The organism is Streptomyces sp. NPDC058045 (assembly GCF_042885635.1).
GTDB lineage: Bacteria > Actinomycetota > Actinomycetes > Streptomycetales > Streptomycetaceae > Streptomyces.
On record NZ_JBHVRR010000047.1, the window covers coordinates 11,440 to 38,046 of the forward strand.

The 26,607-nt window shown below is 70.0% G+C and carries 25 protein-coding genes and 5 tRNA genes; 10 read left to right on the forward strand and 20 right to left on the reverse strand.

The features are described 5' to 3' along the window. Nucleotides 1-27: 27 nt before the first annotated feature. The 7 genes from ACFVST_RS23570 to ACFVST_RS23600 form a co-directional block, all read right to left on the reverse strand. Complete coding sequence (locus tag ACFVST_RS23570; protein WP_390155387.1) at nt 28-2,310, reverse strand: anthranilate synthase component I; 2,283 nt, start codon at nt 2,308-2,310, stop codon at nt 28-30. Beyond that, nucleotides 2,307-3,872: an AMP-binding protein gene (locus ACFVST_RS23575; protein ID WP_390155389.1), complete on the reverse strand. Its 1,566-nt coding sequence runs from the start codon at nt 3,870-3,872 to the stop codon at nt 2,307-2,309. The genes ACFVST_RS23570 and ACFVST_RS23575 overlap by 4 nt, the downstream gene beginning before the upstream one ends. Nucleotides 3,873-3,974: 102 nt before the next feature. Further along, nucleotides 3,975-5,144: an SDR family oxidoreductase gene (locus ACFVST_RS23580; RefSeq protein ID WP_390155391.1), complete on the reverse strand. Its 1,170-nt coding sequence runs from the start codon at nt 5,142-5,144 to the stop codon at nt 3,975-3,977. Between the two features lie 5 nt (nt 5,145-5,149). Then, complete coding sequence (locus ACFVST_RS23585) at nt 5,150-6,346, reverse strand: alpha/beta fold hydrolase (protein WP_390155393.1); 1,197 nt, start codon at nt 6,344-6,346, stop codon at nt 5,150-5,152. 50 nt (nt 6,347-6,396) lie between these two features. Next, nucleotides 6,397-7,872: a class I adenylate-forming enzyme family protein gene (locus tag ACFVST_RS23590; RefSeq protein WP_390155395.1), complete on the reverse strand. Its 1,476-nt coding sequence runs from the start codon at nt 7,870-7,872 to the stop codon at nt 6,397-6,399. Then, nucleotides 7,872-8,120 carry an acyl carrier protein gene (locus tag ACFVST_RS23595; protein WP_390155397.1) on the reverse strand — a complete coding sequence of 83 codons (249 nt, stop codon included), beginning with the start codon at nt 8,118-8,120 and terminating at the stop codon, nt 7,872-7,874. The genes ACFVST_RS23590 and ACFVST_RS23595 overlap by 1 nt, the downstream gene beginning before the upstream one ends. Beyond that, nucleotides 8,117-9,148: a hypothetical protein gene (locus ACFVST_RS23600; protein WP_390155399.1), complete on the reverse strand. Its 1,032-nt coding sequence runs from the start codon at nt 9,146-9,148 to the stop codon at nt 8,117-8,119. Before ACFVST_RS23600 ends, ACFVST_RS23595 begins: the two co-directional genes overlap by 4 nt. Nucleotides 9,149-9,382: 234 nt before the next feature. Between ACFVST_RS23600 and ACFVST_RS23605 the strand changes: the two genes are divergently transcribed. The 6 genes from ACFVST_RS23605 to ACFVST_RS23630 are packed head-to-tail and all read left to right on the forward strand — an operon-like array spanning nt 9,383 to nt 15,371. Next, entirely contained in the window at nt 9,383-11,623 is a 2,241-nt protein-coding gene (locus ACFVST_RS23605; RefSeq protein ID WP_390155401.1) for an MMPL family transporter, read from the forward strand. After that, nucleotides 11,620-12,669: a 1,2-phenylacetyl-CoA epoxidase subunit PaaA gene (paaA, locus tag ACFVST_RS23610; protein WP_390155403.1), complete on the forward strand. Its 1,050-nt coding sequence runs from the start codon at nt 11,620-11,622 to the stop codon at nt 12,667-12,669. Before ACFVST_RS23605 ends, paaA begins: the two co-directional genes overlap by 4 nt. Next, the gene (paaB, locus tag ACFVST_RS23615) at nt 12,666-12,968 is read left to right on the forward strand and encodes a 1,2-phenylacetyl-CoA epoxidase subunit PaaB (RefSeq protein WP_390155405.1); all 303 of its coding nucleotides are present in this window, start codon (nt 12,666-12,668) and stop codon (nt 12,966-12,968) included. The genes paaA and paaB overlap by 4 nt, the downstream gene beginning before the upstream one ends. Further along, a complete protein-coding gene (gene paaC / locus ACFVST_RS23620) occupies nt 12,958-13,731 on the forward strand; it encodes a 1,2-phenylacetyl-CoA epoxidase subunit PaaC (RefSeq protein ID WP_390155406.1) in 774 nt (257 codons plus the stop codon). Before paaB ends, paaC begins: the two co-directional genes overlap by 11 nt. Continuing rightward, nucleotides 13,728-14,225 (forward strand): 1,2-phenylacetyl-CoA epoxidase subunit PaaD, encoded by a 498-nt coding sequence (gene paaD, locus ACFVST_RS23625; RefSeq protein ID WP_390155408.1) that lies wholly within the window; start codon nt 13,728-13,730, stop codon nt 14,223-14,225. The genes paaC and paaD overlap by 4 nt, the downstream gene beginning before the upstream one ends. A 42-nt stretch (nt 14,226-14,267) precedes the next feature. Next, a complete protein-coding gene (locus ACFVST_RS23630; protein ID WP_390155410.1) occupies nt 14,268-15,371 on the forward strand; it encodes a 2Fe-2S iron-sulfur cluster-binding protein in 1,104 nt (367 codons plus the stop codon). Between the two features lie 24 nt (nt 15,372-15,395). On the opposite strand, the gene ACFVST_RS23635 is transcribed toward ACFVST_RS23630, so the two are convergent. From ACFVST_RS23635 to ACFVST_RS23655, 5 genes are all read right to left on the reverse strand, one after another. Further along, on the reverse strand, nt 15,396-16,646 hold the full coding sequence (locus tag ACFVST_RS23635) for a 3-deoxy-7-phosphoheptulonate synthase (RefSeq protein WP_390155412.1): 1,251 nt from the start codon (nt 16,644-16,646) through the stop codon (nt 15,396-15,398). A 59-nt stretch (nt 16,647-16,705) separates the two neighbouring features. Continuing rightward, complete coding sequence (locus ACFVST_RS23640) at nt 16,706-18,208, reverse strand: class I adenylate-forming enzyme family protein (protein ID WP_390155414.1); 1,503 nt, start codon at nt 18,206-18,208, stop codon at nt 16,706-16,708. A gap of 161 nt (nt 18,209-18,369) precedes the next feature. Next, a tRNA-Phe gene (locus ACFVST_RS23645) sits at nt 18,370-18,443 on the reverse strand. Nucleotides 18,444-18,470: 27 nt separating this feature from the next. Continuing rightward, nucleotides 18,471-18,545 (reverse strand) — tRNA-Asp (locus tag ACFVST_RS23650). Between the two features lie 146 nt (nt 18,546-18,691). After that, the gene (locus ACFVST_RS23655) at nt 18,692-19,402 is read right to left on the reverse strand and encodes a DinB family protein (RefSeq protein WP_390155416.1); all 711 of its coding nucleotides are present in this window, start codon (nt 19,400-19,402) and stop codon (nt 18,692-18,694) included. A gap of 451 nt (nt 19,403-19,853) precedes the next feature. Here ACFVST_RS23655 and ACFVST_RS23660 point away from each other — a divergent pair, with 451 nt between their 5' ends. Beyond that, nucleotides 19,854-20,360, forward strand: a complete 507-nt coding sequence (locus tag ACFVST_RS23660; RefSeq protein WP_390155418.1) for a hypothetical protein — start codon at nt 19,854-19,856, stop codon at nt 20,358-20,360. Nucleotides 20,361-20,427: 67 nt separating this feature from the next. Here ACFVST_RS23660 and ACFVST_RS23665 read toward each other — a convergent pair whose 3' ends face one another. The 3 genes from ACFVST_RS23665 to ACFVST_RS23675 all read right to left on the reverse strand — a co-directional run bounded on the left by ACFVST_RS23665 (nt 20,428) and on the right by ACFVST_RS23675 (nt 23,216). Further along, the gene (locus ACFVST_RS23665; RefSeq protein ID WP_390155420.1) at nt 20,428-21,585 is read right to left on the reverse strand and encodes a hypothetical protein; all 1,158 of its coding nucleotides are present in this window, start codon (nt 21,583-21,585) and stop codon (nt 20,428-20,430) included. 345 nt (nt 21,586-21,930) lie between these two features. Next, a complete protein-coding gene (locus tag ACFVST_RS23670) occupies nt 21,931-22,275 on the reverse strand; it encodes a hypothetical protein (RefSeq protein ID WP_390155422.1) in 345 nt (114 codons plus the stop codon). A 311-nt stretch (nt 22,276-22,586) separates the two neighbouring features. After that, nucleotides 22,587-23,216: a type III effector protein gene (locus ACFVST_RS23675; RefSeq protein ID WP_390155424.1), complete on the reverse strand. Its 630-nt coding sequence runs from the start codon at nt 23,214-23,216 to the stop codon at nt 22,587-22,589. A gap of 128 nt (nt 23,217-23,344) precedes the next feature. On the opposite strand from ACFVST_RS23675, the gene ACFVST_RS23680 reads away from it, so the two are divergent. From ACFVST_RS23680 to ACFVST_RS23690, 3 genes are all read left to right on the forward strand, one after another. Continuing rightward, nucleotides 23,345-23,776 carry an Hsp20/alpha crystallin family protein gene (locus ACFVST_RS23680; protein WP_390155425.1) on the forward strand — a complete coding sequence of 144 codons (432 nt, stop codon included), beginning with the start codon at nt 23,345-23,347 and terminating at the stop codon, nt 23,774-23,776. Nucleotides 23,777-23,877: 101 nt separating this feature from the next. Beyond that, nucleotides 23,878-24,273: a DUF2267 domain-containing protein gene (locus ACFVST_RS23685; protein ID WP_390155427.1), complete on the forward strand. Its 396-nt coding sequence runs from the start codon at nt 23,878-23,880 to the stop codon at nt 24,271-24,273. Between the two features lie 62 nt (nt 24,274-24,335). Beyond that, a complete protein-coding gene (locus ACFVST_RS23690; protein ID WP_390155429.1) occupies nt 24,336-24,779 on the forward strand; it encodes a DUF2267 domain-containing protein in 444 nt (147 codons plus the stop codon). A gap of 361 nt (nt 24,780-25,140) precedes the next feature. On the opposite strand, the gene ACFVST_RS23695 is transcribed toward ACFVST_RS23690, so the two are convergent. From ACFVST_RS23695 to ACFVST_RS23715, 5 genes are all read right to left on the reverse strand, one after another. After that, nucleotides 25,141-25,214: transfer RNA gene (locus ACFVST_RS23695), tRNA-Phe, on the reverse strand. A 23-nt stretch (nt 25,215-25,237) separates the two neighbouring features. Further along, a tRNA-Asp gene (locus ACFVST_RS23700) sits at nt 25,238-25,312 on the reverse strand. Between the two features lie 296 nt (nt 25,313-25,608). Then, nucleotides 25,609-25,875 (reverse strand): Txe/YoeB family addiction module toxin, encoded by a 267-nt coding sequence (locus ACFVST_RS23705; protein WP_390155431.1) that lies wholly within the window; start codon nt 25,873-25,875, stop codon nt 25,609-25,611. Beyond that, a complete protein-coding gene (locus tag ACFVST_RS23710; protein WP_390155433.1) occupies nt 25,872-26,162 on the reverse strand; it encodes a type II toxin-antitoxin system Phd/YefM family antitoxin in 291 nt (96 codons plus the stop codon). Before ACFVST_RS23710 ends, ACFVST_RS23705 begins: the two co-directional genes overlap by 4 nt. A gap of 348 nt (nt 26,163-26,510) precedes the next feature. After that, nucleotides 26,511-26,587 (reverse strand) — tRNA-Phe (locus ACFVST_RS23715). Between the last annotated feature and the right edge of the window lie 20 nt (nt 26,588-26,607).

Sequence of the window (26,607 nt, forward strand, 5' to 3'; positions counted from 1 at the left end):
AATCGCCTTTCTGTCTTTCTCGGCCGGTCACACGCGGGCGAGCCGCGGGCGCCGGGCGAATCCGGCCACCACGTTGTTGATCACGGTGAGGCCGTGGTCGTCGAGTTGGGTCATCAGGGACTCGGGGTGGAACTGCACGGCGGCCAGCGGTCTGGTGCGGTGCTCGACGGCCATCGCCACACCGCAGGCGGTCTCCGCGGTGACCCGCAGCTCCGCCGGCAGGGCCGCCCGGTTCGCGTACAGGGAGTGGTAGCGGCCGACCGTCATCCGCTCGGGCAGGCCGGCCAGCACCGTGCCGCCGCCGCCGAGCACGGTCATCGTGGACGGCTTGCCGTGGTACGGCCGGTCCAGTACGTCCAACCGCCCGCCCAGGTACTCCACGATGGCCTGGAGTCCGAGGCAGACGCCGAACACCGGGATGCGCCGCTCCTCCGCCATCCGCAGCGTGCGCGCGGTGTCGAAGTCCGCGGGCCGCCCCGGCCCCGGCGACAGCACCACCAGATCCGGGTCGAGCGCGTCCACCAGGTCCGCGTCGAAGCCGCTCCGGTACGTCGAGACCTGGGCGCCGGCGTGCCGGAAGTAGGAGGCCAGGGTGTGGACGAAGGAGTCCTGGTGGTCGACCAGCAGTACGCGTACGTCCGGCCGCGCCGACACCGCGGGCACCACGCGGAGGGTGCTCTCCGCCCGGCCGGTCCCGGGGTGGGGTCCCTCCAGGACTTCCAGTGGGGCGAGGGCCTTCAGTTCGGTCTCGCGTTCCTCGGCGTCGGGGTCGGAGTCGTGGAGCAGGGTGGCCCCGGTGCGGACCACCGCCTCCCCGTCGCGGATCTGGATGGTGCGGATGGTCAGCCCGGTGTCCAGGGTGCCGTCGAACCCGATGCGGCCGACCGCCCCGCCGTACCAGCGGCGCGAGGAGCGTTCGTGCTCCTCGATGAACGCGATCGCGGCCCGCTTGGGCGCGCCGGTGACGGTGACCGCCCACATATGCGTGAGGAACGCGTCCAGGGCGTCCCGGCCGGGCTGGAGGATGCCCTCGACGTGGTCCACGGTGTGGATCAGGGTGGCGTACATCTCCAACTGGCGGCGGCCGACGATGCGTACGCTGCCGGGTTCGCAGACGCGGGCCTTGTCGTTGCGGTCGACGTCGGTGCACATGGTCAGCTCGGACTCCTCCTTCTCCGAGCCGAGCAGCGCCTTGATCTGCGCCGCGTCCTCCAGCGCGTCGCGCCCGCGGGCCGCGGTCCCGCTGATGGGGCAGGACTCGACCCGCCAGCGCCTGCCGTCCGCGCCCTCCCGCGGGTGCACCCGCACGAACATCTCCGGCGAGGTCCCCACCAGGAACTCGCCCTCACCGAGGTTGATCAGCATCTGGTACGGCGAGGGGTTGCGGCCGCGCAGGGTGCGGAACAGCTCCGACGGGGCGGTGCGGCAGGGGCGCCGGAAAGTGCGACTGGGCACCACCTCGAACAGGTCGCCCGCCCGGAACCGTTCCTGGGCGGTGCGCACCAACTCCGCGTACTCCCCGGCCGGATGGTCGGTCTCGGTGACCGTGTCGGTGACCGTGTCGGTGTCCGTGCCGGTGGCTGACGCGGGGGCGGTGAAGGGCGCCGGCGGGGTGTGCCGGGCGAGGCCCGCGGTGCCGCGGCCCTCCACCTCGAACTCGTAGTCGTAGCGGAAGGCCGTGCCGGCCACCGGGTCGAGGACGGTCACCGAGTCCGGAATGTGCACGACCAGGTCGCGGTCCTGCTCGTCGTGCCGCTGCCGCAGCGGCACCGGGTCGAAGGTCAGCACCAGGTCGTAGCCGAAGGCGCCGTACAGGCCGAAATGGGGGTCCGGCGGCCCGGTGAACAGGTCCTGGGCGGCGCGCAGGAAGTCGAAGGCGTTGCGGCGCCGGGTGCGGACCTCCTCGCTGAGGAGGTCCTGCCCGGGCATGTCGCCCACGGTCCCCGCGAAGCCCGGACCCTCGCCGCCGTCCAGCGGCCCCACGTCGTCCAGCGACTTCCCCGCGGCGCCGCGCAGCACCGGCAGCAGTACCTCGCCGCGTGCGTTGAGGGCGCGGACCTCCACCCGGTTGAGACCGCGCAGCACGATCTCTACTGGAGGGTCGGTGTAGCCGACGCCGTGCCGCCGGTAGCGGCCGGGGTACTCGTAGTCCGAGGTGAACAGCGCGCCGCGGCGCTCGTCGAGTGCGGTCTCCAACTGCTGTGCGGCGGTGTCCACTTCGAGTTCGGTGCGGCGGCGTTCGACCAGGATTCCGCCGTCCGTCACCCACGTGCGTTCGTCGGGCCGGACGTCCGCTCCGTTTCCGGTCATAGGAGTGGCTTCACCTCGTCCAGGGCCGGGATGGCGCCGTCCGTCAGCCGCTGGGCGAGCACGTTCCGCTTCACCTTCCAGGTGGCGGTGTGGGGCATGTGCTGCCAGGCGATGTGCACCGGGTCCGCGACCTTCGGCAGGCCCTCGACCGCGGCGGCCCACGCCTCCCGGTCGAAGGGCATGTCGCGCCGGGTGCAGATCACCGGCTGGATGCCGCCGGGCAGCGGGACGAAGACAGCCTCGGTGAGCATGGGCAGTTGGTCGAGGATGGTGTCCTCGGCGGCCAACAGGCTGGCCAGCTCGGGCGACTGGTCGAACTCGCGGTCCAGCAGGTGCAGACAGCCCCAGCGCGACTTGTAGCCGATGTCCTGGAGGTTCCACCACTCACCGTCGCGCCGTTCGTCGTACAGCTCCTGCTGGCCGATGTAGGTGATGCCGAGGCCGGTGGAGGTGGCCTCGATGAAGCCGTGCCGGGTGCCGGTGTCGATGCCCGGCCGGGGCCTGATGCGCGCCTTGGTCATGCCGGGGAAGGGGTGGCCCACACAACGCCCGTCCGCGCGGCGGATGTTGCGGCGCGTGTAGAGGCGCATGGTGACCGGTCCGGTCTCCGTCTGGCCGTAGGACTGGAGGAAGATCGGCCAGCGCCGCTTGCTGGCGCCCAGCATGACGCGGATGCTGCGCGGGTGGATCGCGTCGAAGGTGCTCATGAAGATGCGCACGTTCGCCAGCGGCCCGTCCGGTTCCTCCGCCAGCTCCTCCCAGTGGGTGTACATGTTCGGGTGCGCTTCGATCCCGCCCGGCCTGCACTCCTGGAAGACCTTCCGGACGTTGTCCACGTCCGCGTCGGTGAGCGCGGCGACGCCGATGCCCAGCTCCAGGGCGGTGGCCAGCGCCGCGTAGGTGCGGGAGTGCACAAAGGAGACGCACATCGCGTACGTCTCCTGGTAGCGCAGCCAGCGCGCCAGCCGGGCCTGCATGTCGATCGGGAGCTGGGTGCCGCGCCGCGCCGCCGGGACCATCTTCGGTACGCCGGTGGTGCCGGAGGTGTGGGTGATCAGCGCGGGATCGTCGCCGGGAATGTCGTGGTACGGGGGGCGCTCGTCCGTCGAGGCGTCCTCCAGCGAGGGCAGCCCGGCGGCCCGCCCCTGCGCCAGCACCACGGACGGCACCCTGGATCGCAGCCGCTCGCCGTGCTCGCCGGACACGGCGATCTTGGCGGCGTCGGTGACGAAGTGGGCCGGCCGCAGCCGGTCCATCATGATCGCCACCGTCTCCCATTCCAGGAACGGCGCGAGCATGGCCGGCACCGCGCCGATCCGGGCCACCGCACAGGCGAGGAAGAGCAGGTCGGCGTTGTGGCTCTTGTAGACGCCCACGACATCGCCGGGGCGCACCCCGGAGGCGTACAGCCGGGCCGCGGTGTTCTCGACCAGGTCCGCGATCTGGGCGTAGGTGGGCCGCGTCCCCAGCTCGGGCGCCAGGTCGAACGGCTTGTCCAGGTAGAACAGCGACTCGGGATGGCGGAGCGCCGCCTGCTGGGTCATCAGTCCCAGCGAGAACATTTTTCCAGGCTTCGGCAGATCAGCGGGGACCGGCACCGTTGATTCTCCTCTCAGGGGGTGGGCTGCTGGTACGCGGGTGCGGGTGGACGGTGCGGCGAGCGGTCAGCCGACGGTCTGCGGGGTGCGCGCTTCCCGGTAGGCGAAGTCGGCGCGCTTGGGGGCGGAGCCGCGGCCGTCCTGCCGGATGCGGTCGAGGTACCACTCCACGAACTCCCGGATCACCGCGCGGTCCATGGGGAAGGCGGAGGCCTCGGCACCGCACACGCCATCGGTGTTCGTCCGGTCGAAGTGCTTACCGTTGATCATGTACGAGGCGTAGAACTGGATGCCCTCGTCGAGCTTCTTGTCGATGGCGGTCAACATGCCCTGGCTGGTCACGAACCGGGGCCGGCGCAGCCCCGCCAGGTCGAAGATCTCCTCGATGACCTGGCCGACCTCCGGGGAGGCGGAGTTGTCGAGGTGGTAGATGCGGCCCAGCTCGCCGGAGACGCCGATGGACACCGCGTTGCGGGCCACGAAGTCGACCGGGACCAGGTCGCACTCGATGCCCGGGTCGGAGATGAGCGGGACATGGCGGTGGGAGAGCAGATTGCCCAGTTCGGCCTCCACGGAGCGCTTGAAGCGCAGCAGGGAGGAGACGAACCCGTACATGCCGGTGAAGCTGGTGGCGCCCTTGGTCACGCTGTGGCCGATGACGATGGACGGCCGCAGGATGCGCCACGGCAGCCCGGACTCCCGTACGGCCTGCTCGCCGACGGTCTTGGTCGCCTCGTAGACGTTGTTGGCCCAGGTGGTGTCCTCGGGGGAGGACTCCATCTGGAGGCCGGTGCGCTTGCCCGCCACATACGCGGTGCTGACCTGGTTGAACACCGGCTCGCCGAGGGCCTTGGCGAGGGCGAGGACGTTCCGTACGCCGGTGACGTTCATCAGGGTGATCTCGTCGGCGTGCCGGTCCTCGTACTTCAGTGAGGCGGCCACATGCCAGACGGCGTCCACCGTGCCGATGCGCTCGGCGGCGGTGGCCACTTCGGCGTCGGTCATGTCCCCGGCCACGGCGCGGGTGCGTTCGGCTATGGCGGGGGCGAGGTCTTTGAGGTCGTAGACCTCGGCCGCGTGGGTCAGGGCCTGGTGCAGTCGCGCGGTCGCGGCCCGGTCGTCCTCACCGCGGACGAGGCAGACGAGTCGTACGTCGGTGCGTCGCAGCAGCTCCAGGGCGATGGCGCCGCCGACGAAGCCGGTGGCACCGGTGACCAGGTGCTGATTGCCGGTCAAGACCATTACTGGTGCTCCCCCTTGGAGATGGCCGTGGTCACAGCGGTGTGGTGGTGCCGGCGCAGGTAGTCGGCCATGGTGTCGAGGCTGTCGAACACCTCGGTGGGCACGTCCATGTCCCACTCCATGCCGAAGGCCTCCTCGACATGTCCGAGGAGCTGGGTGAAGGCCCACGACTCCAGGCCGATCGAGGACAGGGGTGTACTCGCCAGGCCCGACTCGGGGAGGTCGGTGCGGTCGGCGACGATGATGCGCAGCAGCTCGCCCAGCTTGGCGACCACCGGGTCCGCACCGTCGTCCACCGCGGCCGTCACGGCCGTCGCAGCCCCGGTCTCGGGGGCCAACTCCGTTTCGCGCTCGGCGAGTTGGTCGAGGAACTTCTGGATCTCGACCTGGAAGCCGTCACCGTCCTCCATGTACGGCAGGTGGCCCACGCCGTCCATCCAGACGGTGGTGGAGTCCTCGATGAGGCGGCCGGCCTGGGCGGCGTTGCCCTCCTCCCACAGCGGGTCCTGGTCGCCGAGGAGCAGCAGGGTCGGCACCTTGATCTGGGAGAGCAGCTCGGGGCCCTCGGCCGCCTGGAGGGCGGCCTTGAGGTTGGCGAGCATCGGCTCCTCGGGGTGGACGGCGGTGAAGGCCTCCCGCAGTCCCAGATAGCCGGCGGCACCCATATCGCGCATGGCGTCCTCGGCGAAGACCACCGAGTACAGGTGGTCCCACAGGGCCTTGGTGCCGCCGTTGGCAAGGGAGTTGATGCAGGCCTTCTCGGTGGCGCGGCGCTTGAGGCCGTCCGACGGGGTGCAGGCGGGGCCCACCATGATCAGCCCGGAGACCCGCTCCGGGTACCGCAGCGCGAAGTCCCGGCAGATGAACGCCGAGGTGGAGGTGCCGACCAGATACGTCTTCTCGACTCCGAGGCCGTCCAGCAGCGCCAGCAGGTCGGTGACATGGTCGTCCCAGTCGAGGTCGGTCTTCAGTGACGAGGCGCCCTGGTTGCGCAGGTCGTAGGTGAGGACGCGGTTCTTCCGGGCGAGCTGGGCGGTGTAGTTGCGCCAGATCGGGGCGATGATGAAGAAGTTGTTGACCAGCGTGATGTGCGGTCCTTCATCGCCTTGCAGCTCGTAGTACAGCTCGATGTCGTCGGACACCTTGAGGGTCTGCTCCGAGGTGTACCGAATGTCGACCCCGAGTGGCCTGTCCATCTCTTTTCCTTCCAGTGGGCACGATGCCGGCGGGTGGCGCGATGCGCCGGTCAGGCCCGCAGTAGCTTCTTGAGGATCTTTCCGGCCGGGTTCCGGGGCACCTGGTCGATGAGCTCGATACGGCGCGGGCGCTTGTACGGGGCGAGTTGCCGCGCCACGTGGCTCATCAGCTCGCTTGGCTGCGTGCCCTCCGCGACCACGGCGTACGCGATCGGCACCTCGCCGTAGTCGGAGTCCGGGACGCCGACCACCGCCACGTCGAGCACCGCCGGGTGGGTGCGCAGCGAGCGTTCGATCTCCGCGGGGTAGACGTTCTGCCCGGCCCGGATGATGAGGTCCTTGCGCCGGTCGACCAGGTGGATCCAGCCGGCGTCGTCGAGGTAGCCGAGGTCGCCGGTGCGGATCCAGCCGTCGACGGTGACCTCCGCGGTGGCGGCGGCGTCGTTCCAGTAGCCGTGCATGATGCCGGGGCCGCGGACGACGACCTCGCCGACGGCGTTCGGCCCGAGCTCGGTGTCGTCGGTGTCCAGGACCCGTACGGACATACCGGGGATGACCCGGCCCGCGGGCAGGATCTCCGGCAACTCGCCCTGCGGATCGGGGTGTTCGGCCGGGCCCAGGGTGACGAAGGGGCCGCCCACCTCGGTCATGCCGTACACCTGGCGGAAGCCGACGCCGAGCCGTTCGGCGGCCTCGGCGTACACCTCCATGGGCATCGGGGCGGCGCCGTACAGCACCTCCCGCAGGCTCGACAGGTCGGCGCTCTCCAGGGTCTTGGCCTGGAGCATGAAGCGGAGCATCTGCGGCACCAGCCACACATGGGTGGCGCCGTGCTCCTCGATCAGGGCCAGCGCCTTCTGCGGCTTGAAGCCCGGCATCAGCACCACGGTGGTGCCCGCCGCCAGATAGGTCAGCGAGACCACCATGCTGCCGTGGTACAGCGGGCAGCAGTTGACCAGCACCATGTCGTCGGTGGGCGCGGCCACGGCGAGCCAGCCCAGCGCGATGGCCCGGAACGAGGCGTGGTCGACGGTGACGCCCTTGGCCTGGCCGGTGGTGGCCGAGGTGTGCAGGATCGCCGCCACCGCGTGGTCCGCCACGGGGGCGAACTCCGCCGTGCCGGGGGTGTCCGCCAGGCCCTCGAACTCCTCGCTGTCGAAGGCGATCCGCAGCTTCACCGGAAGGTCCGGGTGCCGCTGGAGGAGGTCGGCCTCACCGAGGACGGTGCTCGCGCCGGTGCGCTCGACGACGGCGGTCACCTCGTCGGCGGTCAGGCTGTGGTTGACCGGTACGAACACGGCGCCGAGGCGGGCCAGCGCGAAGTAGCTCTCCAGGACCTCGATCCGGTCGAGCGAGAGCACCGCGACCCGGTCACCGTGCTGGACGCCGAGTCCGGCCAGTCCCACCGCGAGCCGGGCGGTGCGGTCGTGCAGCTCGGACCAGGTGATCGAGCGGCGCTCGTCCACCAGGGCCGTACGGTCCGGGAAGCACTGCTGGTTGCGTTGCAGAAGCTGGGTCAGCCACATCAGGCACCGTCCGCAGGGGTCGCGCTGCCGCGCTCGGCGACGAACTTCTCGTAGTCGGCGATGGTGGAGAGGCCGTCCATGTCCTCGGCGGTGACCTCCGCGCCGGTGCGCTGCTCGATGAGCAGGACCAGGCGCACCAGGTCACCGGAGTCGATACCGCTGGCGCTGAGGTCGGCGTCGTCCCCGATGCCCTCGGCGAACTCCGGCATCCCGGTCAGTTCGACGAGCATGTCCCGTACGGTGCTCATGCGTTGCCTTTCGCTGCTGTGCCACTGAAGGTGTTGTCCCAGGACCCGTCCCCGACCGGGCAGTGGTGCTCGGCGAGCGGCTCGCCCGCGGCCACCGTCCAGGGCAGGAATCGGCTGGGTACGGAGCCCGCGCAGAAGTCGGTGAAGCCTTCCCGCGCGCGTTTGTGCCGGATGGAGAGCAGGGCGAAGACCGGGTCGACCGGCTTCCACACGTCGTCCTCGTCCAGCACTTCCAGCCAGGAGTGCTCGGCGTCGAGGACACCCAGGAACCGCCCGCGCCGGGTGCGCACGGTGAGCCCCTCGGCGAGCGCCAGGCGGTGCAGGCGGAGCGCGCACACGGTGCAGTCCATGATCCCGATCCGCTCGACCTCGGCCCCGTCCACCCGCAGCCGGGGGTGCATCCACTGGAAGCGGAAGCGTCCGTCGAGGAGATCGGCGAGGGTGTCGTCGAAGAGCCGGCGGGCCGCCGCCGACTTCAGCGGGGTGTGCCGGCCGGCGGTGGAGACCCGCCCGGTCAGGCGCACCGCCGGGCTGTCCGCCACGGTGAGCACGCCGTTCTCCGTCACCGACTCCTGGTCGCAGTCCAGCGAGTCGATCCGCCCGCCGAAGACCTCCGGCGTCGGCAGGACGACCCGCCAACGGCCGCCGGGGCAGTGGGAGTTACGGCAGTTGAGCTTCCACTCGACGTTCCAGCCGCGGGGCTCGATCCAGGTCTCCGGCGCGGCCGAGGCGTAGCGGATCATCATGCGCTGGCCGGCGAGCGGGACGCTGGTGATGGCGCCGGAGTAGAGCGCGACGTTCGCCAGGTCGTTGTAGTCGAACCGGACCGCCTCGCCGCCGCCGGTGTGCGGGATGCCCGCCGTGAGGAGCCCGTCGAGGACGAAGTCGCGGCAGCCGAGCAGCGCGCGGGCGCCGGCCCGGTCCACCTCGGACCGGCGGTACTTCTCCGGCATCGGGATCAGATCGCGCAGTGCCTGCAGCCACGGCTGCAATGCCGCGTCGGTGACGGCGCCCACCTGTGGAGCCACGGGATCGTCGTTCCTTCCTCTTCGCTGTCGTCTTCGCTGTCGTCGCACGGGAGTAGTGAGAAAGAGGCGCCAAGCCGCCCGTGCACTCCCCGCCGTTGAAACTTCCTTCAAACCGGCCGCACGGCGACCGGCGTCTGAACTTCCGTACGAGGGTTGGGGATTGCTCACCGCTGCCGCACACTCCTACTTCTCCGGGGACACTGCCGCGCACGAGAAGACAAAGGAGTGGTCAAGGTGTTCAAGAGGCTCAACGGCTTCTTGGAGAGGAAGCCCGGGCGTCTGTTGCTGCTCGTCGGCGTCCTCATCCTGGTGGGGCTGGGCGTCGGAGGAGGCTCCCTCACCAAGATGACGATGGGTGTGGACGACTACGACGACTCCGACTCGGCCGCGGTCAAGGTCCTCGACAAGGTCGAGAAGGCCACCGGCTCCGATCTGGAGCAGGGCTATGTCGTCCTGGTGAAGTCCGACCGGCCCATCGACCCGAGGTCCGCCGAGCAGCCCGACACGGTCCGCCGCGCCATCGAGGTCCTCAAGTCCCGCCCCGAGGTCAAGGGCGTGTACGACTACGCCTCGGCGAAGAACCCGCAGATGGTGTCCGCCGACGGCAAGGAGACCTATCTGGTCGCCGCGGTCGGCAGCTTCGCACCCGGTGACGGCGTGAAGACCGCCGTCACCGAACTCCAGGACAAGATCGACGGGGACCCGCTGCTGCGCGACAAGGTCACCCTCGGCGGCCCCACCGCCTCCAACGTCGAAGGCAGCACCATCTCCAGCGAGGACCTGGGCAAGGCCGAGGCGATCGCCTTCCCCATCCTGCTGATCCTGCTGCTCTTCATCTTCCGCGGAGTGATCGCCGCCCTGATCCCGCTGGGCGGGGCGATCTGCACCATCGCACTGGCGCTGGGCTGCATGGGCCTGGTGATGACCACCATGCACCTGTCGATCTTCGCCCTCAATCTGCTCTTCGCGCTGGGCATCGGCCTGTCCATCGACTTCAGCCTGCTGATCATCTCCCGCTTCCGGGAGGAGCTGGGCCGCGGCCGGTCCACCCAGGAGGCCGTGCGCACCACCCTGTTCACCGCCGGCCGCACCGTCTTCTTCAGCGGTCTGACGGTGGCCGCGGCGCTGGCCTCCCTGCTGGTCTTCCCGCAGCGCTTCCTGCGCACCATGGGCGTCACCGGAATCGCCACCGTGCTCGGCGCCCTGGTCTTCGCCCTCGTCTGCCTGCCCGCGCTGCTCGCCGTCCTCGGTCCGCGCGTCAACAAGTGGGCGCCCAAGCGCTGGCAGCGCACCTCCGAGGAGCCGGAGACCGAGGGCCGCTGGTACCGCTTCTCCCGCGGTGTCATGAAGCGGCCCGTCACCGCCGCCATCAGCGCGGGCGTCGTCCTGCTGGTGCTCGGACTGCCCTTCCTCGGCATCAGGTTCACCGGCATCGACTCCGCGGCCATGCCCCAGAACTCCCACGCCGGCAAGGTCTACGACACTCTTGACCGGGACTTCCCCGGCTCCCTCCAGTCCCCGGTCAACCTGATCCACGAGGCCCCCGCCGGCGCCGGACCGAAGCTCACCGAGTACGCCGGCAAGCTGAAGGAGATCGACGGGGTCGCCACCGTCGCCCCGCCCCGCGAGCTCGGCAAGGGCCTGTGGCAGACGGACGTCTCGCTGAAGAAGGCGCCCCTCTCCCTCGACGCTCAGGACACCCTGCGGAAGATCAAGGACACTCAGGCGCCGTTCCCGACCGAGGCCACCGGGAACACCGCGCTCTTCCGCGCCATGCAGGACAGCCTCGGCGGCCATCTGCCGCTCGCGATCGTGGTGATGGCGCTGACGACGCTGCTGGTCCTCTTCGCCATGACCGGTTCGGTGGTCCTCCCGATCAAGGCCGTCGTCACCAACCTGCTCACCCTCAGCGCCACCTTCGGCATCCTGGTCCTCGTCTTCCAGGACGGGAACCTGGAGGGCCTGTTCGACTTCCGCAGCCAGGGCGCGCTCCAGCCGACGATGCTGATCATCCTGCTGGCGCTGACGCTGGGTGTGTCGACCGACTACACCGTCTTCCTGTTCTCCCGGATCAAGGAAGGCGTGGACCGGGGCATCCCGAACCGCGAGGCCGTCGCGACCGGCCTCCAGAAGGTCGGCCGCATCACCACACTCGCCGCCGTCCTGTTCTGCATCCCGGTCGGCGCCCTGGTGCTCTCCCGCCTCGTCTTCATCAAGCAGCTCGGCTTCGGCACCGCCATCGCCGTGATCATCGACGCCACCCTGGTACGCGCCCTCCTCGTCCCGTCGCTGATGGCGCTGTTCGGCTCGGCCAACTGGTGGGCGCCGGGCCCGCTGCGGCGCTTCCACTCGCGTTTCCTGGGCGGCTTCCAGGAGTCCGAGGCGGCGCCCGAGGAAGGTCAGGAGGCCGAGGCGACTCCCGGGGCGGGTGACGGGACCGTCTCCGCCGGCGCCGGAGCGGGAGACCGGCCGTGACCGTCGACGCGGCGGAAGCCACCGCGGCCACCGCGGCACCGGACGACGAGGCGCGCCTGGCCGAGCACTTCGAGGCGCTCCTCGCCGCCCGGGAGCCGGTCGAGCCCCGGGACTGGATGCCCGACGGGTACCGGCGGATGCTCGTCCGGCAGATCGCCCAGCACGCCCACTCCGAGATCATCGGAATGCAGCCCGAGGGCGCCTGGCTCACCCGCGCCCCCTCGCTGCACCGCAAGGCGAGCCTGCTGGCCAAGGTGCAGGACGAGGCCGGGCACGGGCTCTACCTGTACTCGGCGGCCGAGACCCTCGGCGTCTCCCGCGCCGAACTGCTCGACGCCCTGCACACCGGACGCCAGCGGTACTCGGCGACCTTCAACCACCCGGCCCTGACCTGGGCCGACACCGGGGCGATCGCCTGGCTGACGGACGGTGCCGCCGTCGTCAATCAGGTGCCGCTGTGCCACACCTCCTACGGGCCGTACGGGCGGGCCATGCAGCGCGTCTGCCTGGAGGAGGCGTTCCACGTACGGCAGGGCTATGACGTGCTGTGGTCGCTGTGCCGCGGTACGGCCGAGCAGAAGGAGATGGCTCAGGACGCCGTCGACCGCTGGTGGCTGCCCGCGGTGGCGCTGATGTTCGGCCCGCCGGACACCGCGGCGGGCGGCGGGCAGGACTCCCGCGCCGCGGCCATGGGCGCGGCCGTCAGCCGGCGTTCCATCGCCTGGGGCATCAAGCGCCACACCAACGACGAACTGCGTCAGCGCTTCGTCGACAACGCCGTGCCGCAGGCCGCGGAACTCGGGCTGACGCTGCCCGACCCGGCGATCCGCTGGAACGAGGAGCGCGGGCACTACGACTTCAGCCCCATCGACTGGCGGCAGTTCCGCGATGTGCTCGCCGACGACTCGCAGTGCGCCAGACAGCGGCTGGCCCACCGGGTGGCGGCCCACGAGAACGGCGCCTGGGTGCGGGAGGCGGTCGAGGCGTACGCCGTGGGCCGGGAAGAACGCCGGGCGGAAGACAGCAGTGGGAGGCGGACTCCATGACCCGTCGGGTGGCCAACTCACAGGCACCGTGGGAGGTGTTCATCCGGCCGCGCCGTGGCCTGTCCCACCAGCATGTGGGCTCCGTGCAGGGCGCCGACGCCGATATGGCGCTCGCCAACGCCCGGGACCTCTACACCCGCCGCGGGGACTCGGTGTCCATCTGGGTGGTGTCCTCCGAGGACGTACGCGCCTCCTCGCCGGACGAGAAGGACCCGCTGTTCAGCAACGCGGCCGACAAGCCGTACCGCTACCCGGACCACTATGTGGTGCTCAACAAGGCGGGCAGCCATGACAGTTGAGGCCGTACGGGCGGCGCCGGACCTCGCCGGGTACGCGCTGCGGCTGGGGGACGACGCGCTGATCCTCAGCCAGCGGCTGTGCGAGTGGGTGACCCACGCGCCCACCATCGAGGAGGACCTGGCGATAGCCAACATCGCCCTGGACCTGCTGGGGCACGCCCGCACCCTGCTCGGTCACGCGGGCGCGCTCGACGGCACGGGTCGCGGCGAGGACGAACTCGCGTACACCAGGACCGAACGGCAGTTCCGCAACGCCCTGTTGGTGGAGATCCCCGGCGGCGACTTCGCCCTGACCATCGCCCGGCAGTTGGCCTTCGCCCACTACAGCCGGCTGCTCTACACCGAGTTGGCGAAGTCGGCCGACGCCGTGCTCGCCGGGCTCGGCGCCAAGGCCGCCAAGGAGGTGGCCTACCACTGCCTGCACGCCGGGCAGTGGACCGTCCGCCTGGGCCGCGGCACCGAGGAGAGCCACCGCAGGATGCAGGCGGGCCTCGACCAAGTCTGGCCGTACACCGCCGAGTTGTTCGACAGCGACGAGTTGGTGCGGCGACTCGACGCCGACTCCATCGGGGTCGACCCGGCACGGCTGCACCCCGTGTGGGAGGAGTCGGTGGCCGCCGTCCTCACGGAGGCCGGGCTGACCCTGCCCACCCCGCGCTGGCGGGCCGGCGGCGGCCGGGAGGGCCTGCACACCGAGGCGTTCGCCCCCCTGATCGCGGAACTCCAGGCAGTGCACCGCCAGCACCCCGGAGGCACCTGGTGACCACCGGTACGCGCGGCACGGCGGACGAGGTCAGGAAGCGGGTGGACGCGGTCCCCGACCCGGAGCTCCCGGTGATCTCCCTGGGGGACCTGGGGGTGATCCGCGAGGTGGCGCTCGCGGACGACGGCGTCATGGAAGTCACCATCACCCCGACGTACACCGGCTGCCCGGCGATGGAGCCCATCCTGGCCTCGATCCGGGCCGTGCTGGCCGAGTGCGGGTATCCGGACGGGCGGGTGCGGCAGGTGCTCTCGCCCGCCTGGACCACCGACTGGATCAGCTCCGACGGCCTGCGGAAGCTCGCCGGCCACGGCATCACCCCGCCGGGCGCCGCCGACGCACCCCTGCCGGTCCGGATCGGGATCGGCGTCCCCTGCCCGAACTGCGGCTCCGCGGCCACCCGTCCACAGAGCCCGTTCGGCGCGACCCGCTGCCAGTCGATCATGGTGTGCGCGGCCTGCCACGAGAACTTCGCGCATATGAGAGCGATGTGACGACACGCAATGAGAAGCGGCGACCACAGGGCCAGTGACGCCATGGCATCGGCCCCGCGCCGTGTGACCGGGTTCCACCCACTACGGGTCACCGCCGTGGACAAGATCACCGACGACGCCGTCGCGATCAGCCTGGACGTGCCGGCGGAGTTGGCGGACACCTTCGCCCACCGGCCGGGCCAGCACATCGGAGTCCGGCACCTCCTCGGCGGCCCCGGCGGCAAGGAGATCCGCCGCACCTACTCGATCTGCACCCCACCGCCCCCCACCCCCGACGCCGGCCTGCGCATCGTGGTCAAACGCCTCGGATACGGCGGCTTCGCGGAGTACGCCATGACCGGGCTCGCGGCGGGCGACACCCTCGACGTCACCCCGCCCGGCGGCGGCTTCCGACTGGCCGAGCACCGCGGCGCCCACCATGTCCTCGTCGCGGGCGGCAGCGGCATCACCCCGCTCCTCACCATGGCCGCGGCGGCCCTGCGCGACGACCCCACCTGCCGCGTCTCACTCGTCTACGCCAACCGGACCTCCATGTCGGTACTGCTCGCGGACGAGTTGGGCGATCTGAAGGACGCCCACGTCGACCGGTTCTTCGTCCTGCACGTCCTCTCCCAGGAGACACAGGGCGCCACCCTGCTCTCCGGCCGCATCGACCACGAGCGGCTGCCGAGCCTGCTGCAACTCCTCGGCGCCCAGCCCGACGACGGCACCTACTTCTACCTGTGCGGACCCTGGGGACTGGTCGAGGCGGCCCGTACCACCTTGACGGAGTGGGGAGCCGAGCCCGCCCGCATCCGCCGCGAACTCTTCACCGCCGAGGGCGGCACCGGCACACCGCCCGCCGCCGACCGGACCGCCCCCTCCACCCACGCCCGCGTCTCCGCCCGTCTCGGCGGCCGGACCACCGTGATCGCCATGGAACCCGGCGACAGCGTGATCCTGGACGCCGTACTGCGCGTCCGGCCCGAGACGCCGTACTCCTGCCGGGACGGCCTGTGCGGCACCTGCCGCGCCAAGGTCCTGGACGGCAGCGTGCGAATGGACCGGCAGTACGCCCTCGACCAGGAGGAACTGACCAAGGGCTACACCCTGGCCTGCCGTGCGCGCGCCGCCTCGGCGGAGGTCGAACTCGACTTCGACGCCTGAGAGTTGAGTGGTCGAGGGCCGTACTCACCCCGCCCGGCAGAGGTCGGTCACCAGCTCCATGACCTGGGCGGTCTGGGTGCCGTTGAGCCGCGGGTCGCACACCGTCTCGTAGCGCAGCGGCAGATCGTCCTCGGACACGGCGGGGGAGCCGCCGAGGCACTCGGTCACCTCGGCGGGGGTGGCCTCCAGATGAATGCCGCCCGGCCAGCCGCGGGCCTCGCGGACCGCGGCGAAGAACCCGCGGATCTCCTCGCCGACGGTGTCGGTGTGCCGGGTCTTGTGCCCCGTGCCGCTGGTGAACGTATTGCCGTGCACCGGATCGCACACCCACACCACCGGATGCCCCAGCCGCTCCACCGCCGCCACCAGCGGGGGCAGCACCTCACGCACCCGCTCCGCGCCCATCCGGGAGATCAGGACGAGACGGCCGGGCCGGTGGCCCGGGTCGAGCCGGGAACACAGCGCGCCCAACCGGTCCGGGTCGGTCGCCGGCCCCACCTTCACACCGACCGGATTGGCCACACCGGACAGGAAGCGCACATGCGCGCCCTCCGGGTCGCAGGTGCGCGCGCCGATCCACGGCAGATGGGTGGAGGTCAGGCACCACAGACCGGTGGCGGGGTCGCGGCGGACCAGCGGTTCCTCGTAGTCCAGCACCAGGGCCTCATGGCTCGTCCACACCGCGGGCGCGTGACTGGCCAGCGCCCCCGGCATCGCCATCCCCGAGGCGGCAAGTTCCCGCAGCAGGCCGAGCACACCGTCGGCGTGCCGGTAACCCGCCAGCAGCCGCATGGCGTCGGGGACGCGGGCGGCGGGATCCGGCGCCGGATCGTTCACCAAGTGCCCGCGGAACGACGGCAGTTCGAGATCCCCGACCTTCTCGGTGGGAGAGGAGCGCGGCTTGGCGTACTGGCCGGCGATACGGCCGATGGGGATCGCCGGGCGGTGCAGCGCCACCTCGACGGCACGGGCCGCGGTGTGCAGCAGACTCACCCGGGCCGCCGTCTCCGCGAAGGCGGGCGCGTCGAACGTCTCGGCGCAGTCCCCGAGTTGGACGACGAAGGCACCCGCGTGGGCCGCCCGCGACAGCAGCCGCCGCAGGTCCAGCACCTCGTGCGGCGGCACCAGCGGAGCGGAGGCGGCCAGCCGCGCGCGGACCCGGCGCAGCAGCTCCGGGTCCGGCCAGTCGGGCATCTGCGCGGCCGGCCGGCGGCGCCAGTCCGCCGGCGTCCAGAGCGGCGGGCGCCTCGGCGCGAGCAGCGGAGCGGCACACATGTCGGAAAGGCCTCCAAAGGAGTGCGGGGACTGCGAGGAGCGCGGAGTCGGACGGCGGCTCAGGCGGTGAGGAGGCGCTTCTGCACCTTGCCCGCGGAGTTGCGCGGCAGCGCTTCGACGAGCCGCACGTCCTTCGGCGTCTTGTACGCCGCCGTCTCGGACGCCAGATGGCTCATGATGTCGGCGAGGGTGGCGTCCACGCCGGGCACCGGCACGACGAGGGCGAGGGGGACCTCCCCCTCCACCGCGTCGGCGACACCGACCACGGCCACGTCCGCGACGGCGGGATGCCGCCGCAGCACACGCTCGATCTCCGCCGGGTAGACGTTCCGCCCGTTCCGGATGATCAGATCCGTCAACCGGTCGAGCAGATGCAGACAGCCGCTCTCGTCGAGGTGACCGACATCCCCGGTCCGCAGCCAGCCCGCCACCAGCGCCTCGGCGGTCGCCGCCGGGTCCCGCCAGTAACCGCGCATCCGGCCGTCGCCGCGCACCAGGATCTCGCCGCGCTCCCCGGCCGGCAGCGCCCGCCCCGCCCCGTCCGCGACCCGCACCGACATCCCGGGGATCACCCGGCCGACCGGCAGCGCCTCGGGCAGTACGCCGTGCGGGTCCGGGTGCTCGCCGGGAGCGAAGGTGACGAACGGGCCACCGGCCTCGGTCAGCCCGTAGACCTGGCGGAAGCCGCAGCCGAACGCGCGGGCCGCCGCCGCGTACAGCTCGATGGGCATCGGGGCCGCCCCGTAGAGGATCTCGGTGAGGGAGTCGGGCAGGGCGGCGTCCTCGTGCGCGCCGACCTGCTCCAGCACGGCACGCAGCGTCTCCGGCACCAGCCAGAGGTGGGTGGCCCGGTGCTGCCGCGCGCTCGCCACGATGTCCTTGGGCGCGGCGTCCGCACCCGGGATCACCACCGTCGCCCCCGCCGCCAGATAGGCCAGCGTCAGCACCACCGTCCCGTGGAACAGCGGGCAGCAGGCGACCAGTACGGCCCCCGCGGGCGGCCCGGCCACCGCCAGCCAGCCGAGCGCGATGTCCTTGACGGAACGGTGGTCCACCACAACACCCTTGGGATGGCCCGCGGTTGCCGAGGTGTACAGGATCGCCACCGGGTCGTCCGCCCGCACCACGGGTTCCTCGGCGACCTCCGCGGCCGCGTCCCGGTACCGGGCGTCGTCGAAGGAGAGCCGCCAGTGCCCGGTGAGGCGGAGGGTGCCGGGTGCGGTGTCGAGACGTTCGAGGAGTTCGGCCTCGCCGACGATCCCGACGACCTTGGCGTGACCCGCGATCTCGACGACCTCCCCGGGCACCAGAGCCGGGTCGATCGGCACGAACAGCGCGCCGATCCGCCCCAGCGCGAAGTAGGTCTCCAGCACCTCGACCCGGTCACGCGAGAGCACGGCGACCCGGTCACCGTGCTGCACACCCAGCGCGGCCAGCGCCACCGCCAGGCCCTCGGCCCGGCCGGCCAGCTCCTCCCAGGTGAGCGACCGGCGGGCGTCAGCCAACGCCACCCGCCCGCCGAAGCACTGCCGGTTGCGCTCCAGCAACTGAGTCAGCCACATGCCGTTGCCATCCCCGTTCGCTTGCGTAGGTGTCCAGGCCCTCTACGGAGAACAGAGACCGCGGAGCGCCGAAGCACTCCATCCGGGCGCGAAATTCACCACGCGATCACCTCGCGACACCACGCGGGAAGGCCCCGATCCGAAGATCGGGGCCTTGGCTGTGGCCGGGGCCGGGATCGAACCGGCGACCTATCGCTTTTCAGGCGATCGCTCGTACCAACTGAGCTACCCAGCCACGCAGTTCACCTGAGTGATCTGCAAGCGGTCCTGACGGGATTTGGACCCGCGGCCTCCACCTTGACAGGGTGGCGAGCACTCCAAACTGCTCCACAGGACCTCGCGCGGTGCGGGACCGAAGTCCCCCACGCGGTGTTGCGTGCCCCCGATATCTATGATTCCGGGATTCCGCGTCGATGTCGCAGTGTCCCGGAGCGTGATGAGCGGGAAGTGTCGAGCGGCGATTTGCGCACTGCTGCTGACGTCTCAGCGTTCCTGCACGTTGAGGTCACGGACGCAGAACCCGTGGTGTGCCCAGTCCTCGTTCAGCACCACCCGCAGGCACTCGACCACCGACTTGCCCACGGCGTACGACGGCCAGCCCGGTCCCGCAGGAACGGGAGCGGCTGCGGACAGCTCGTCGACCGTCACGGTCGCGAGCCAGCGCTCCAGTTCGGCGGACTGTTCGTCTCGCACGGCCAGTACCTCGTCGAGGCCTGGGGTCGCCGCTCGATCGAGGCCCTGTTCCTCCTGGTCGGGCACGAAGTCGGACGCCAGCCCGATCCCGGTGAAAGGCCGGGTCGATCCCAGGCAGCAGCGGCGAAACCACGAGTCGTGCACGAACACCAGGTGGCGCAGGGTCTCCACTGCCGACCACTCGCCATCGACACGCCGGTGCTCGGAGCCCGCGGGCATCGCGCGGAGCCGCTCGACCGTCCTCGCCCAGTCATCCCGTAGGCATCGATGGGCTTTCCGCAGATCGGCTGGGTCATCTGAGCGCATCAGCAACCGAACTGGATACCGCCGGTCCAGTTCGGCCTCGACGTAGGACGTCACCTCCACGCCGTTGACCACCAGGTTGCTGACCAGCCCGTCGATCACGACGTCCCGCATCACCACGCCGATCAGCCGGGCGCGGGTCAGGTCGCATTCGCGGAACTCGGCGTCGGTCAGATCCTGATCTTCAAAACTCGCCATGCCGAGCATTGTGTACCAACGGGCCGACAACGGGCGGGCGTCCAGAAGGAGATGGGCCACGCACGGGGCACCCGAGACATCGTTCGAGGCCAGAGGTTAAGGAACAAGCTGCCGCAGCGCTGGGCGGCGCAGCAGTGGGGAGTGCGGTGTCAGGGGCCGGTGGACCAACGCACAGCAGGAGCCCGTGGAGGGTGCCGGGCAGGGGTGAGGAAGCCGGGGCGGAACATGTGGGCGCCTGGGGTCAGCCCGAGGAGGGCGTTCTCGGTTTCGCCTTCAACGCCGATCCACATCGTGCGGGGCTTACCGGTGCGGTCGGGGCCGGCGCCGGAGACGTAGCAGCAGGCGATGCCGGGGCTGGCGGCGAATGGGGATCGCGCGGCAAGTCTCGTGGAGTTCGGCGCGGCCCGTTGGTTCTCTCGGGGCTGCCCGGAGTGCGAGCCCAGGAAGCACGATGATCTCCCAGTTCAGCGGCATGGCGCTGGTGGGCAGGACAGACCCGCCTTGCGTTGTGGCGGGGCAGGGTAGCGTGGGCTCGGTGAGCAATGCTGTTTGGGGGTCTGCTGCGATGCTGGTCAGGCGTGTGGTGCTTCCGCTGGTCATCTGGGTGGCCATGGTGCCGTGGCTGCTGGCTACGGTGACGACCATGCTGTGGGGGTTCTCGGAGGAGCCGGACGGGCTGTTCTTCACGTTCGGTACCCGGATGGTTCTGGTGCCGCTGCTGCTGGTCGGTGAGGTCGTCGGCGTGGTGGCGGCCTTCGGGCGCTATGACGGTCTGCGCTCCGACTTCTGGCCGGGAGCTGGGCTGACGTTTGCTCTGCTGGCGCTGTTCACCGTGACGGTCGTGGCCACGACGTGGGGCGAGTGGGGCGGGATGCTATGGATCTGGGCCCTGTACACCGGCTACGTTTTCTTCGTGTTCGGCTTCGGCGGGATGGCCTGGAAGAAGGTCTTCGCCTAGCTTTTCGCGGTATGAGGAAGGCCCCCGGCAGCGCCTGGCGCAGGGGGCCTTCCTCATACCCGGATGCTTACTTGTACTTGCCGTAGTAGCCGGTGAGGTTCTTCAGGTCGCACATCGCGGAGCCGACGAGGCACAGCGGGGAAGCGTACTTGCTCTTGTAGACCCAGGTGACGCGGCCACCGTTGTAGATGTAGATCTCGTGGTTGGGCATCTGCCGGTGGTTGCCGGAGCGGATTTCCCAGCCTCCGCGGGTTATGTGGAACGTCAGGGCGCCGTCGATGGCTCCCTTGACCTTGGCGACACCGCCGCAGAACGGGTTGGTGGAGTGGGTCACCATGCGGATGTCGGCGTATCCGGAGCCGGCGCCGAGCTTCTTGACCTTCATGCCCTTGGCATTGGCGGTCTTCTTGGCGACCAGCCTTTTGTTGGACTTCTTGTAGACGTGGGTGGCCTTGACCGAGGTGTATCCGCTGACCTTGTGACTCTTCCAGTTGATGACGGCGGACGCGGAGGTGCGGTAACGGGAACTCTTCCAGTCGAAGCCGCGATTGTCGCCGCCGTAGACGTACTTCGAGCCCCAGTACTTGCACGCCTTGGGGATGGGCTGGTTGATGTACTTCTGGGGGATGAACGTCGTCCACGTCAAGGTGGTGGTGGCCGCCGCCTTGGCGGCCGCGGCCTGGGTGGTGGCGGTGCGCTGGACGGCTGCCGCTTCGGTCTCGCCGCGGATGACCTCGGGCACGGCGACGGTGAGGCCCCAGGTGCGGGCGGTGGAGGTGTCGCCCTTGAGCTCAGGGATGATCCGATACTGATAGGAGGCTCCGGCGGTGGCGTTGGTGTCCTTGAAGGTGGCCTGGCCCGGCTTGGTGGTGGTGAGGGGGGTTTCGCCGCGGACGATGGTGTAGCGGGCGTCGGCCGTGTAGGGCTTCCAGGACAGTGTCACGGCCCCCGGCGCGGCTGTGGAGGTCACGCCCCGGTCGGCCAGGGCGCTGTTGACGAGGGCGGCCTGGCCGCCGCTGGTACGACCGATGCTCAGGTGTTGTTCGACGAGGTCGGAGCGCTGCTGTGTGCTCAGGGGTGCCGGGTTGCCGGGGGCGTCGGCGGCAGCTGCCGACGTGGTCAGTCCGGCGAGGGTACTGGCGACGAGCGCGACAGCGGCGAGGGAAGCTTTGACGCTGGCGGCGGGAGACGACGGTGCGGGAGAGGTCGATATTCTTGACTGCACGTGCTCTCCTTCGGTGTTCTGATTGGGGGTGGCGCGGGTGATGCGCGAAGATTTCGCGCCTCCCTCGTGCGCGATGGAGAGATTCGCAGCGCGGGATAAACGTTCAATTGACGACCTGGTGATGTAACTGTGATGGCAGGTACCCGTGACCTCGTATATCCGTGGTGACGGATCATCCTCAAAGGCTTCGTGCGGGACCTGTTCACATACGTCGCCGACGGATACATCAAAACCGATCATGATGAGGTGCTGCGGCTCGCCGTTCCGACTGGCGGGCGACACCGCGATCTCAAGCCGAAGACACTGCGCGGCGCGCTGCCCGCCTACCGCCGGACACCGGCCCCTTCAGCACCTGTGACGGCTGACTTCAACAGGGGTGCACTCCACGAGGCCTTTGAGCGTGTATGAGAAGACCTGCTTCGGGTGGGCAGAAATCCCGTGGACCTTGAATTCATGCCCTTGGTTCGTGATGTCCTGCGTGTGGGTGCCCCCTGAGTCGACGTATGTGACCCGGAAAGCCTTCCATGTACAGTCCTTGGTCCCGGAAGTGACCTGCACGCGCAACCCTCCCGGTGTCGCACCATTCCCAAGGTCGATCTTCTTGTACCTGAAGAACGGCTCCCCGTAGTGACGTTCGCTGTCTCCGGTGATACGCGGCGCACCGGCGGGATGTTCGCGGTTGAAGAACATGCCTTCGTAGCTCCCCCCTCCCTCCGCGATGGTGGGTCGGACGACTGTCCGCAGCGACACGGACCCGGCTGGAGATCTGACCGACGAGGATGCCGGCGGGCCCCGTGCGCTACACGCTGCTGTCCACGCTGTGTTCGAGCTGGACATGAACTTCCCACCTCGCGCTCGCCTCCGCGGGGGCCGCGCTGCCGAGCCCCCGCACTCCGCCCGAGGCGGAAACCGCGCGGTCGGCGGCGGCCAAGTGCGGCTGGGTCGGCAACCTGAAGACCACAGGCCCGGCGTCGCCGGCGGGCGGCTGGCGTTGACTCGTACTACGGGGCTGTGAGGGTGTCGAGCCGGGCGGCGAGGTCGGCGTGGGCGGCGATCAGGTGGGGGCGGGCGGCGGTCAGGGGTGCGATGAGGTCGGCGGGGTCGTCGTGGGCGAGGGCCGCGTGGAGTTCGCTGAGCGGGCGGCGGGCCGCGGTGGGCAGGTCGGTGAGTGCGGTGATCTGTCCGGCGAGACGGCGCAGGTCGGCGGTGTTGTGGCGGGCCCGGGCGGCGGTGGTGCGGTCGGCGGCACGGGCCTGGCGGGTGGCCGTCACGCGCTGTTCGCCGGTGGTTCCGGTCGGGCCGGGGCGGCCGCGCAGATAGCGGCGCTCGGCGGCCTGGCGGCTGGCGACGCCGAGGGGCGGGGCGAGGTCGGCCCAGCTTGCGCCCGCGTCGCGGGCGGTTTCGATCAGGCAGGTCTCCCATCCGGCGAGCCGCTCGCGGACCTGCCGCAACAGCATCAGTGAGGCCAGGGCCTGCTCCGGGCCCGGCCCGGCACCGGAAGCGTTCGGGGTCTCCTGCTGGGCTTCGCGCAAGGCGTCGTCTATGGCGTTGAGGGCTGCCGCGGCGGCGAGGAAGGACGCCGGGCTGTGGGCGTCGGTGCCGGTCGTGGACGGCTGGTCGGCCGGGGTCACGTACACCTCCCTGGGGTTGTCATCGGTTTGATGACATCGTGTTTGTCATCCATCGGATGACATGTTACAACGGTGTCAGTGAGGCGCATTGGCAGTAACTGCCTGAACCTGCTGGAGGTGTTTTCACGATGTTGATGCGCACTGACCCCTTCCGTGAGCTGGACCGGCTGACGCAGCAGCTGATGGGCCCGGGGACCTGGTCGAGGCCGTCGGCGATGCCGATGGACGCCTACCGCGAGGGCGACGAGTACGTGGTGGCCTTCGACCTTCCCGGTGTCACCGCAGACGCGATCGACATCGACGTCGAGCGGAACATGCTGACGGTCAAGGCCGAGCGCCGACCGGTGACGAAGGCCGACGAGGTGCAGATGGAGCTGTCCGAGCGGCCGCTGGGCGTCTTCTCCCGCCAGATCGTGCTCGCCGACACCCTCGACACCGAGCACATCAAGGCCGACTACGACGCTGGCGTGCTCACTCTGCGCATCCCGATCGCCGAGCGCGCCAAGCCCCGCAAGATCTCCATCGGCGTCGGGACCGGCCACAAGGAGATCTCCGGCTGACACCGGCCGGACAGGTGCGGAGGACGGGCACCTGATCTCCCCCCAGCCCGCCCTCCGCACCCCGTGGGCAGTGTGAAGAACAAGAAGGGGTGGCGGCTCAGATGACTCTGCTACGCGAAGCCTTCCTCGACCACGTCAGGGAACGCGGCGAGTACGGCACTGCCGAGGAAGCCGAACGCGCGGCCCGCGTGGTGCTCGCCCTGCTCGGCGCACACCTGGTCGGCGAAGTCCGCGCCCAGCTCGCGGCACGCCTGCCGGAGGAATTCGCCCTGATCCTGCTCAACCCGCTGCAAAGCGCCGAACCGCTTTCCCCGGAGCGGTTCGTGCGGGCGACCGCCGCGTGGATCGAGGGTGCCACCGAGCAGACCGCGACCTGGGACGTCAGTGCCGTGCTGTCCACGGTCGCCGACACCGCCGGCGACGACCTCCTCAAGGAGATCCTGCTCCAGCTCCCCGCGGGCTACGACCTGCTCTTCGGCCACCCCCAGCCCACCTGACCACCGCCGGTGCCGCACACCGGCACCACCCAACCCTGGCTTGACGAAAGGCTTGCACCGCAGTGATCACCGACGTGCGCGTACCGCTTGAGCACCAGCAGCCGTACTCGACGGCGTACGAGCAGATGCTGGAGAGGGTCCGCTACGCAGGCGCCTACCCCACCCGCGAGCGAGCGGACGAAGCCGTCCGCCTGGTCCTGGCAGGACTGGGACGCCAGCTGACCGGCGACGAACGTGTCGACCTGGCAGCCTGCCTGCCCCTGGAGGCCGCCCGCGTCCTGGCGGCTCAGATCCCCGACCCCCAGCCGCTGACCGGCTGGGCCTTCGTCAAGGACCTCGCCGCACGCTCCGGCGCCTCCCTGGCCACCACCCGCTGGGACACCGGCTCCGTCTTCGCCGCCGTCACAGCCCACGCCGGCCCCCACCTCACCACCCGCATCCTCCACCAACTCCCCACCGGCTGGGCCCTGCTGTTCGGCCAAGCCGAACTCAACCCGGCCGCGTAAAACGGACACAGGCACCCGGAGCCACGGCGGGGCCCCCGGCCACCGGGCCGGCTCGCTTGGTGAAGTCCCCGATCCGCGTGATCGGGGACTTCCGCCTTTGCAGCTCATCCTCCCGGCCCGTCGGCCGCTCCTCGTCGCGCCCCCGGACGGGCCGGGCGCACCGATGCGTGAGCCCGAGAAAGATCGCTCGGACGGACGGTCCGGCGGACCGGACGTCTTGATCTACTGTCAGTCATCCCACCAGGGCCAACGAACGCTTAGTGCACGATCTGACGCATATGTTCTCGACCCGAATTCCACGAGCGGCGGAGAGCCGGCCGAATGCAAGAAGGCCCCGATCCGAAGATCGGGGCCTTGGCTGTGGCTGGGGCCGGGATCGAACCGGCGACCTATCGCTTTTCAGGCGATCGCTCGTACCAACTGAGCTACCCAGCCACGAAGTTCACGGGGAACTTCAGCGGTCCTGACGGGATTTGAACCCGCGGCCTCCACCTTGACAGGGTGGCGAGCACTCCAAACTGCTCCACAGGACCTTGCGCGGTGCGGGACCGGAGTCCCTCACGTCCCCCAACGGGATTCGAACCCGAAATCGTTACCTCGCTGACCTGCGGGAACGCGCTCAGGTCCCGTAATTACGCCCCCTGCGCCCTGCTGGGTCTGGCTCGATCCGCCTCGATCCTGTCCCCGTGCTGACACGTCAGCACGGGCTGCCTGGTCATCGCAGTCGCGAATTCGGGCCTGTGAGAGTGGTCGGTGGGCTGCCTGGGGCAGGGCTGTTCCCGTGGCGTGCAGGCGTGATGGGGCGTGCATGGCTGCGGGTGGTGTGCCGTCATCGGCGTTCGTAGTGAAAGCGGCATGCCACGATGTGGATGGCGTCGTCCTCGTCGAGGCGATAGACCAATCGGTGTTCGGAGTTGATGCGTCGTGACCAGTAGCCGGAGAGGTCGTTCCGTAGCGGTTCAGGTTTGCCGATCCCCTCGTGGCCGCCGCGGTCGATGTCGGCGATGAGCTGGTTGATGCGTTTCAGGAGCTTGCGGTCATTCGCCTGCCACCACAGGTAATCGTTCCAGCCGTCGTCGAGGAAGAGAACCTTCACGCAGCCCCCTGCCCGGCTTCGTCATCGGGGTCCACCAGTTCGCGGACTGTGCCGTGGCCCGCCCGGTCCTGCTCGATGGACCTGCGGAGGCGCTCGGCCATTGCGGGAGACCGCAGCAGGTAGTCCGTCTCCTTGAGTGCCTCGTACTCGGCGAGCGAGACAACGACCATCGGTTCGTGGCCGGTCCGGGTGATGACCAGTTCCTCGGCGTCGTTCTCGACCGCATCGAGAGCGTCGGCGATACCGGCGCGCAACTCGGTGACACTCATCGTCTTCATGATGTACACGATAACGTACAGATGTGGGGGCGTGAAGGTGGCGGCCGACCTACAGTTGAGGTTCCGCTGCGGACCGTCGCTTTCTTTGCAGCAGACCACCCAGCGGAGTGCACCGTCCCCCTGCTGTGCGCCTGACAGGACAGCATGTGTCGGACTCCGGAGCAGCACGGGTTCTGCGCGGGAGCGGGAGGAGCTCGGCAGACCGGAATCACTACAGTTCCGTAGTTTCCGTGCTGACACGTCAGCACCGTGTCAGCACATGAAACCCTCGGGACCGACTGCAGCCACGGGCGGGCCTTTGCTCGGGGATGCAACGAGAACGTCCCGGACGATATGCCGTCCGGGACGTTCTCACGATGGTGGCTGGGGCCGGGATCGAACCGGCGACCTATCGCTTTTCAGGCGATCGCTCGTACCAACTGAGCTACCCAGCCACGAAGTTCACGGGGAACTT

Excerpts from the sequence above, each read along its gene's own strand:
- ACFVST_RS23685 (WP_390155427.1), top strand. The coding sequence starts at position 23,878 with ATGACTCTGCTACGCGAAGCCTTCCTCGACCACGTCAGGGAACGCGGC.
- ACFVST_RS23680 (WP_390155425.1), top strand. The coding sequence starts at position 23,345 with ATGTTGATGCGCACTGACCCCTTCCGTGAGCTGGACCGGCTGACGCAG.
- ACFVST_RS23585 (WP_390155393.1), bottom strand. The coding sequence starts at position 6,346 with ATGGACAGGCCACTCGGGGTCGACATTCGGTACACCTCGGAGCAGACC.
- ACFVST_RS23570 (WP_390155387.1), bottom strand. The coding sequence starts at position 2,310 with ATGACCGGAAACGGAGCGGACGTCCGGCCCGACGAACGCACGTGGGTG.
- paaB (WP_390155405.1), top strand. The coding sequence starts at position 12,666 with ATGACCCGTCGGGTGGCCAACTCACAGGCACCGTGGGAGGTGTTCATC.
- ACFVST_RS23655 (WP_390155416.1), bottom strand. The coding sequence starts at position 19,402 with ATGGCGAGTTTTGAAGATCAGGATCTGACCGACGCCGAGTTCCGCGAA.
- ACFVST_RS23660 (WP_390155418.1), top strand. The coding sequence starts at position 19,854 with ATGATCTCCCAGTTCAGCGGCATGGCGCTGGTGGGCAGGACAGACCCG.
- ACFVST_RS23575 (WP_390155389.1), bottom strand. The coding sequence starts at position 3,872 with ATGTTCTCGCTGGGACTGATGACCCAGCAGGCGGCGCTCCGCCATCCC.
- ACFVST_RS23595 (WP_390155397.1), bottom strand. The coding sequence starts at position 8,120 with ATGAGCACCGTACGGGACATGCTCGTCGAACTGACCGGGATGCCGGAG.
- paaC (WP_390155406.1), top strand. The coding sequence starts at position 12,958 with ATGACAGTTGAGGCCGTACGGGCGGCGCCGGACCTCGCCGGGTACGCG.
- ACFVST_RS23635 (WP_390155412.1), bottom strand. The coding sequence starts at position 16,646 with ATGTGTGCCGCTCCGCTGCTCGCGCCGAGGCGCCCGCCGCTCTGGACG.
- ACFVST_RS23640 (WP_390155414.1), bottom strand. The coding sequence starts at position 18,208 with ATGTGGCTGACTCAGTTGCTGGAGCGCAACCGGCAGTGCTTCGGCGGG.
- ACFVST_RS23670 (WP_390155422.1), bottom strand. The coding sequence starts at position 22,275 with ATGTTCTTCAACCGCGAACATCCCGCCGGTGCGCCGCGTATCACCGGA.
- ACFVST_RS23630 (WP_390155410.1), top strand. The coding sequence starts at position 14,268 with ATGGCATCGGCCCCGCGCCGTGTGACCGGGTTCCACCCACTACGGGTC.
- ACFVST_RS23590 (WP_390155395.1), bottom strand. The coding sequence starts at position 7,872 with ATGTGGCTGACCCAGCTTCTGCAACGCAACCAGCAGTGCTTCCCGGAC.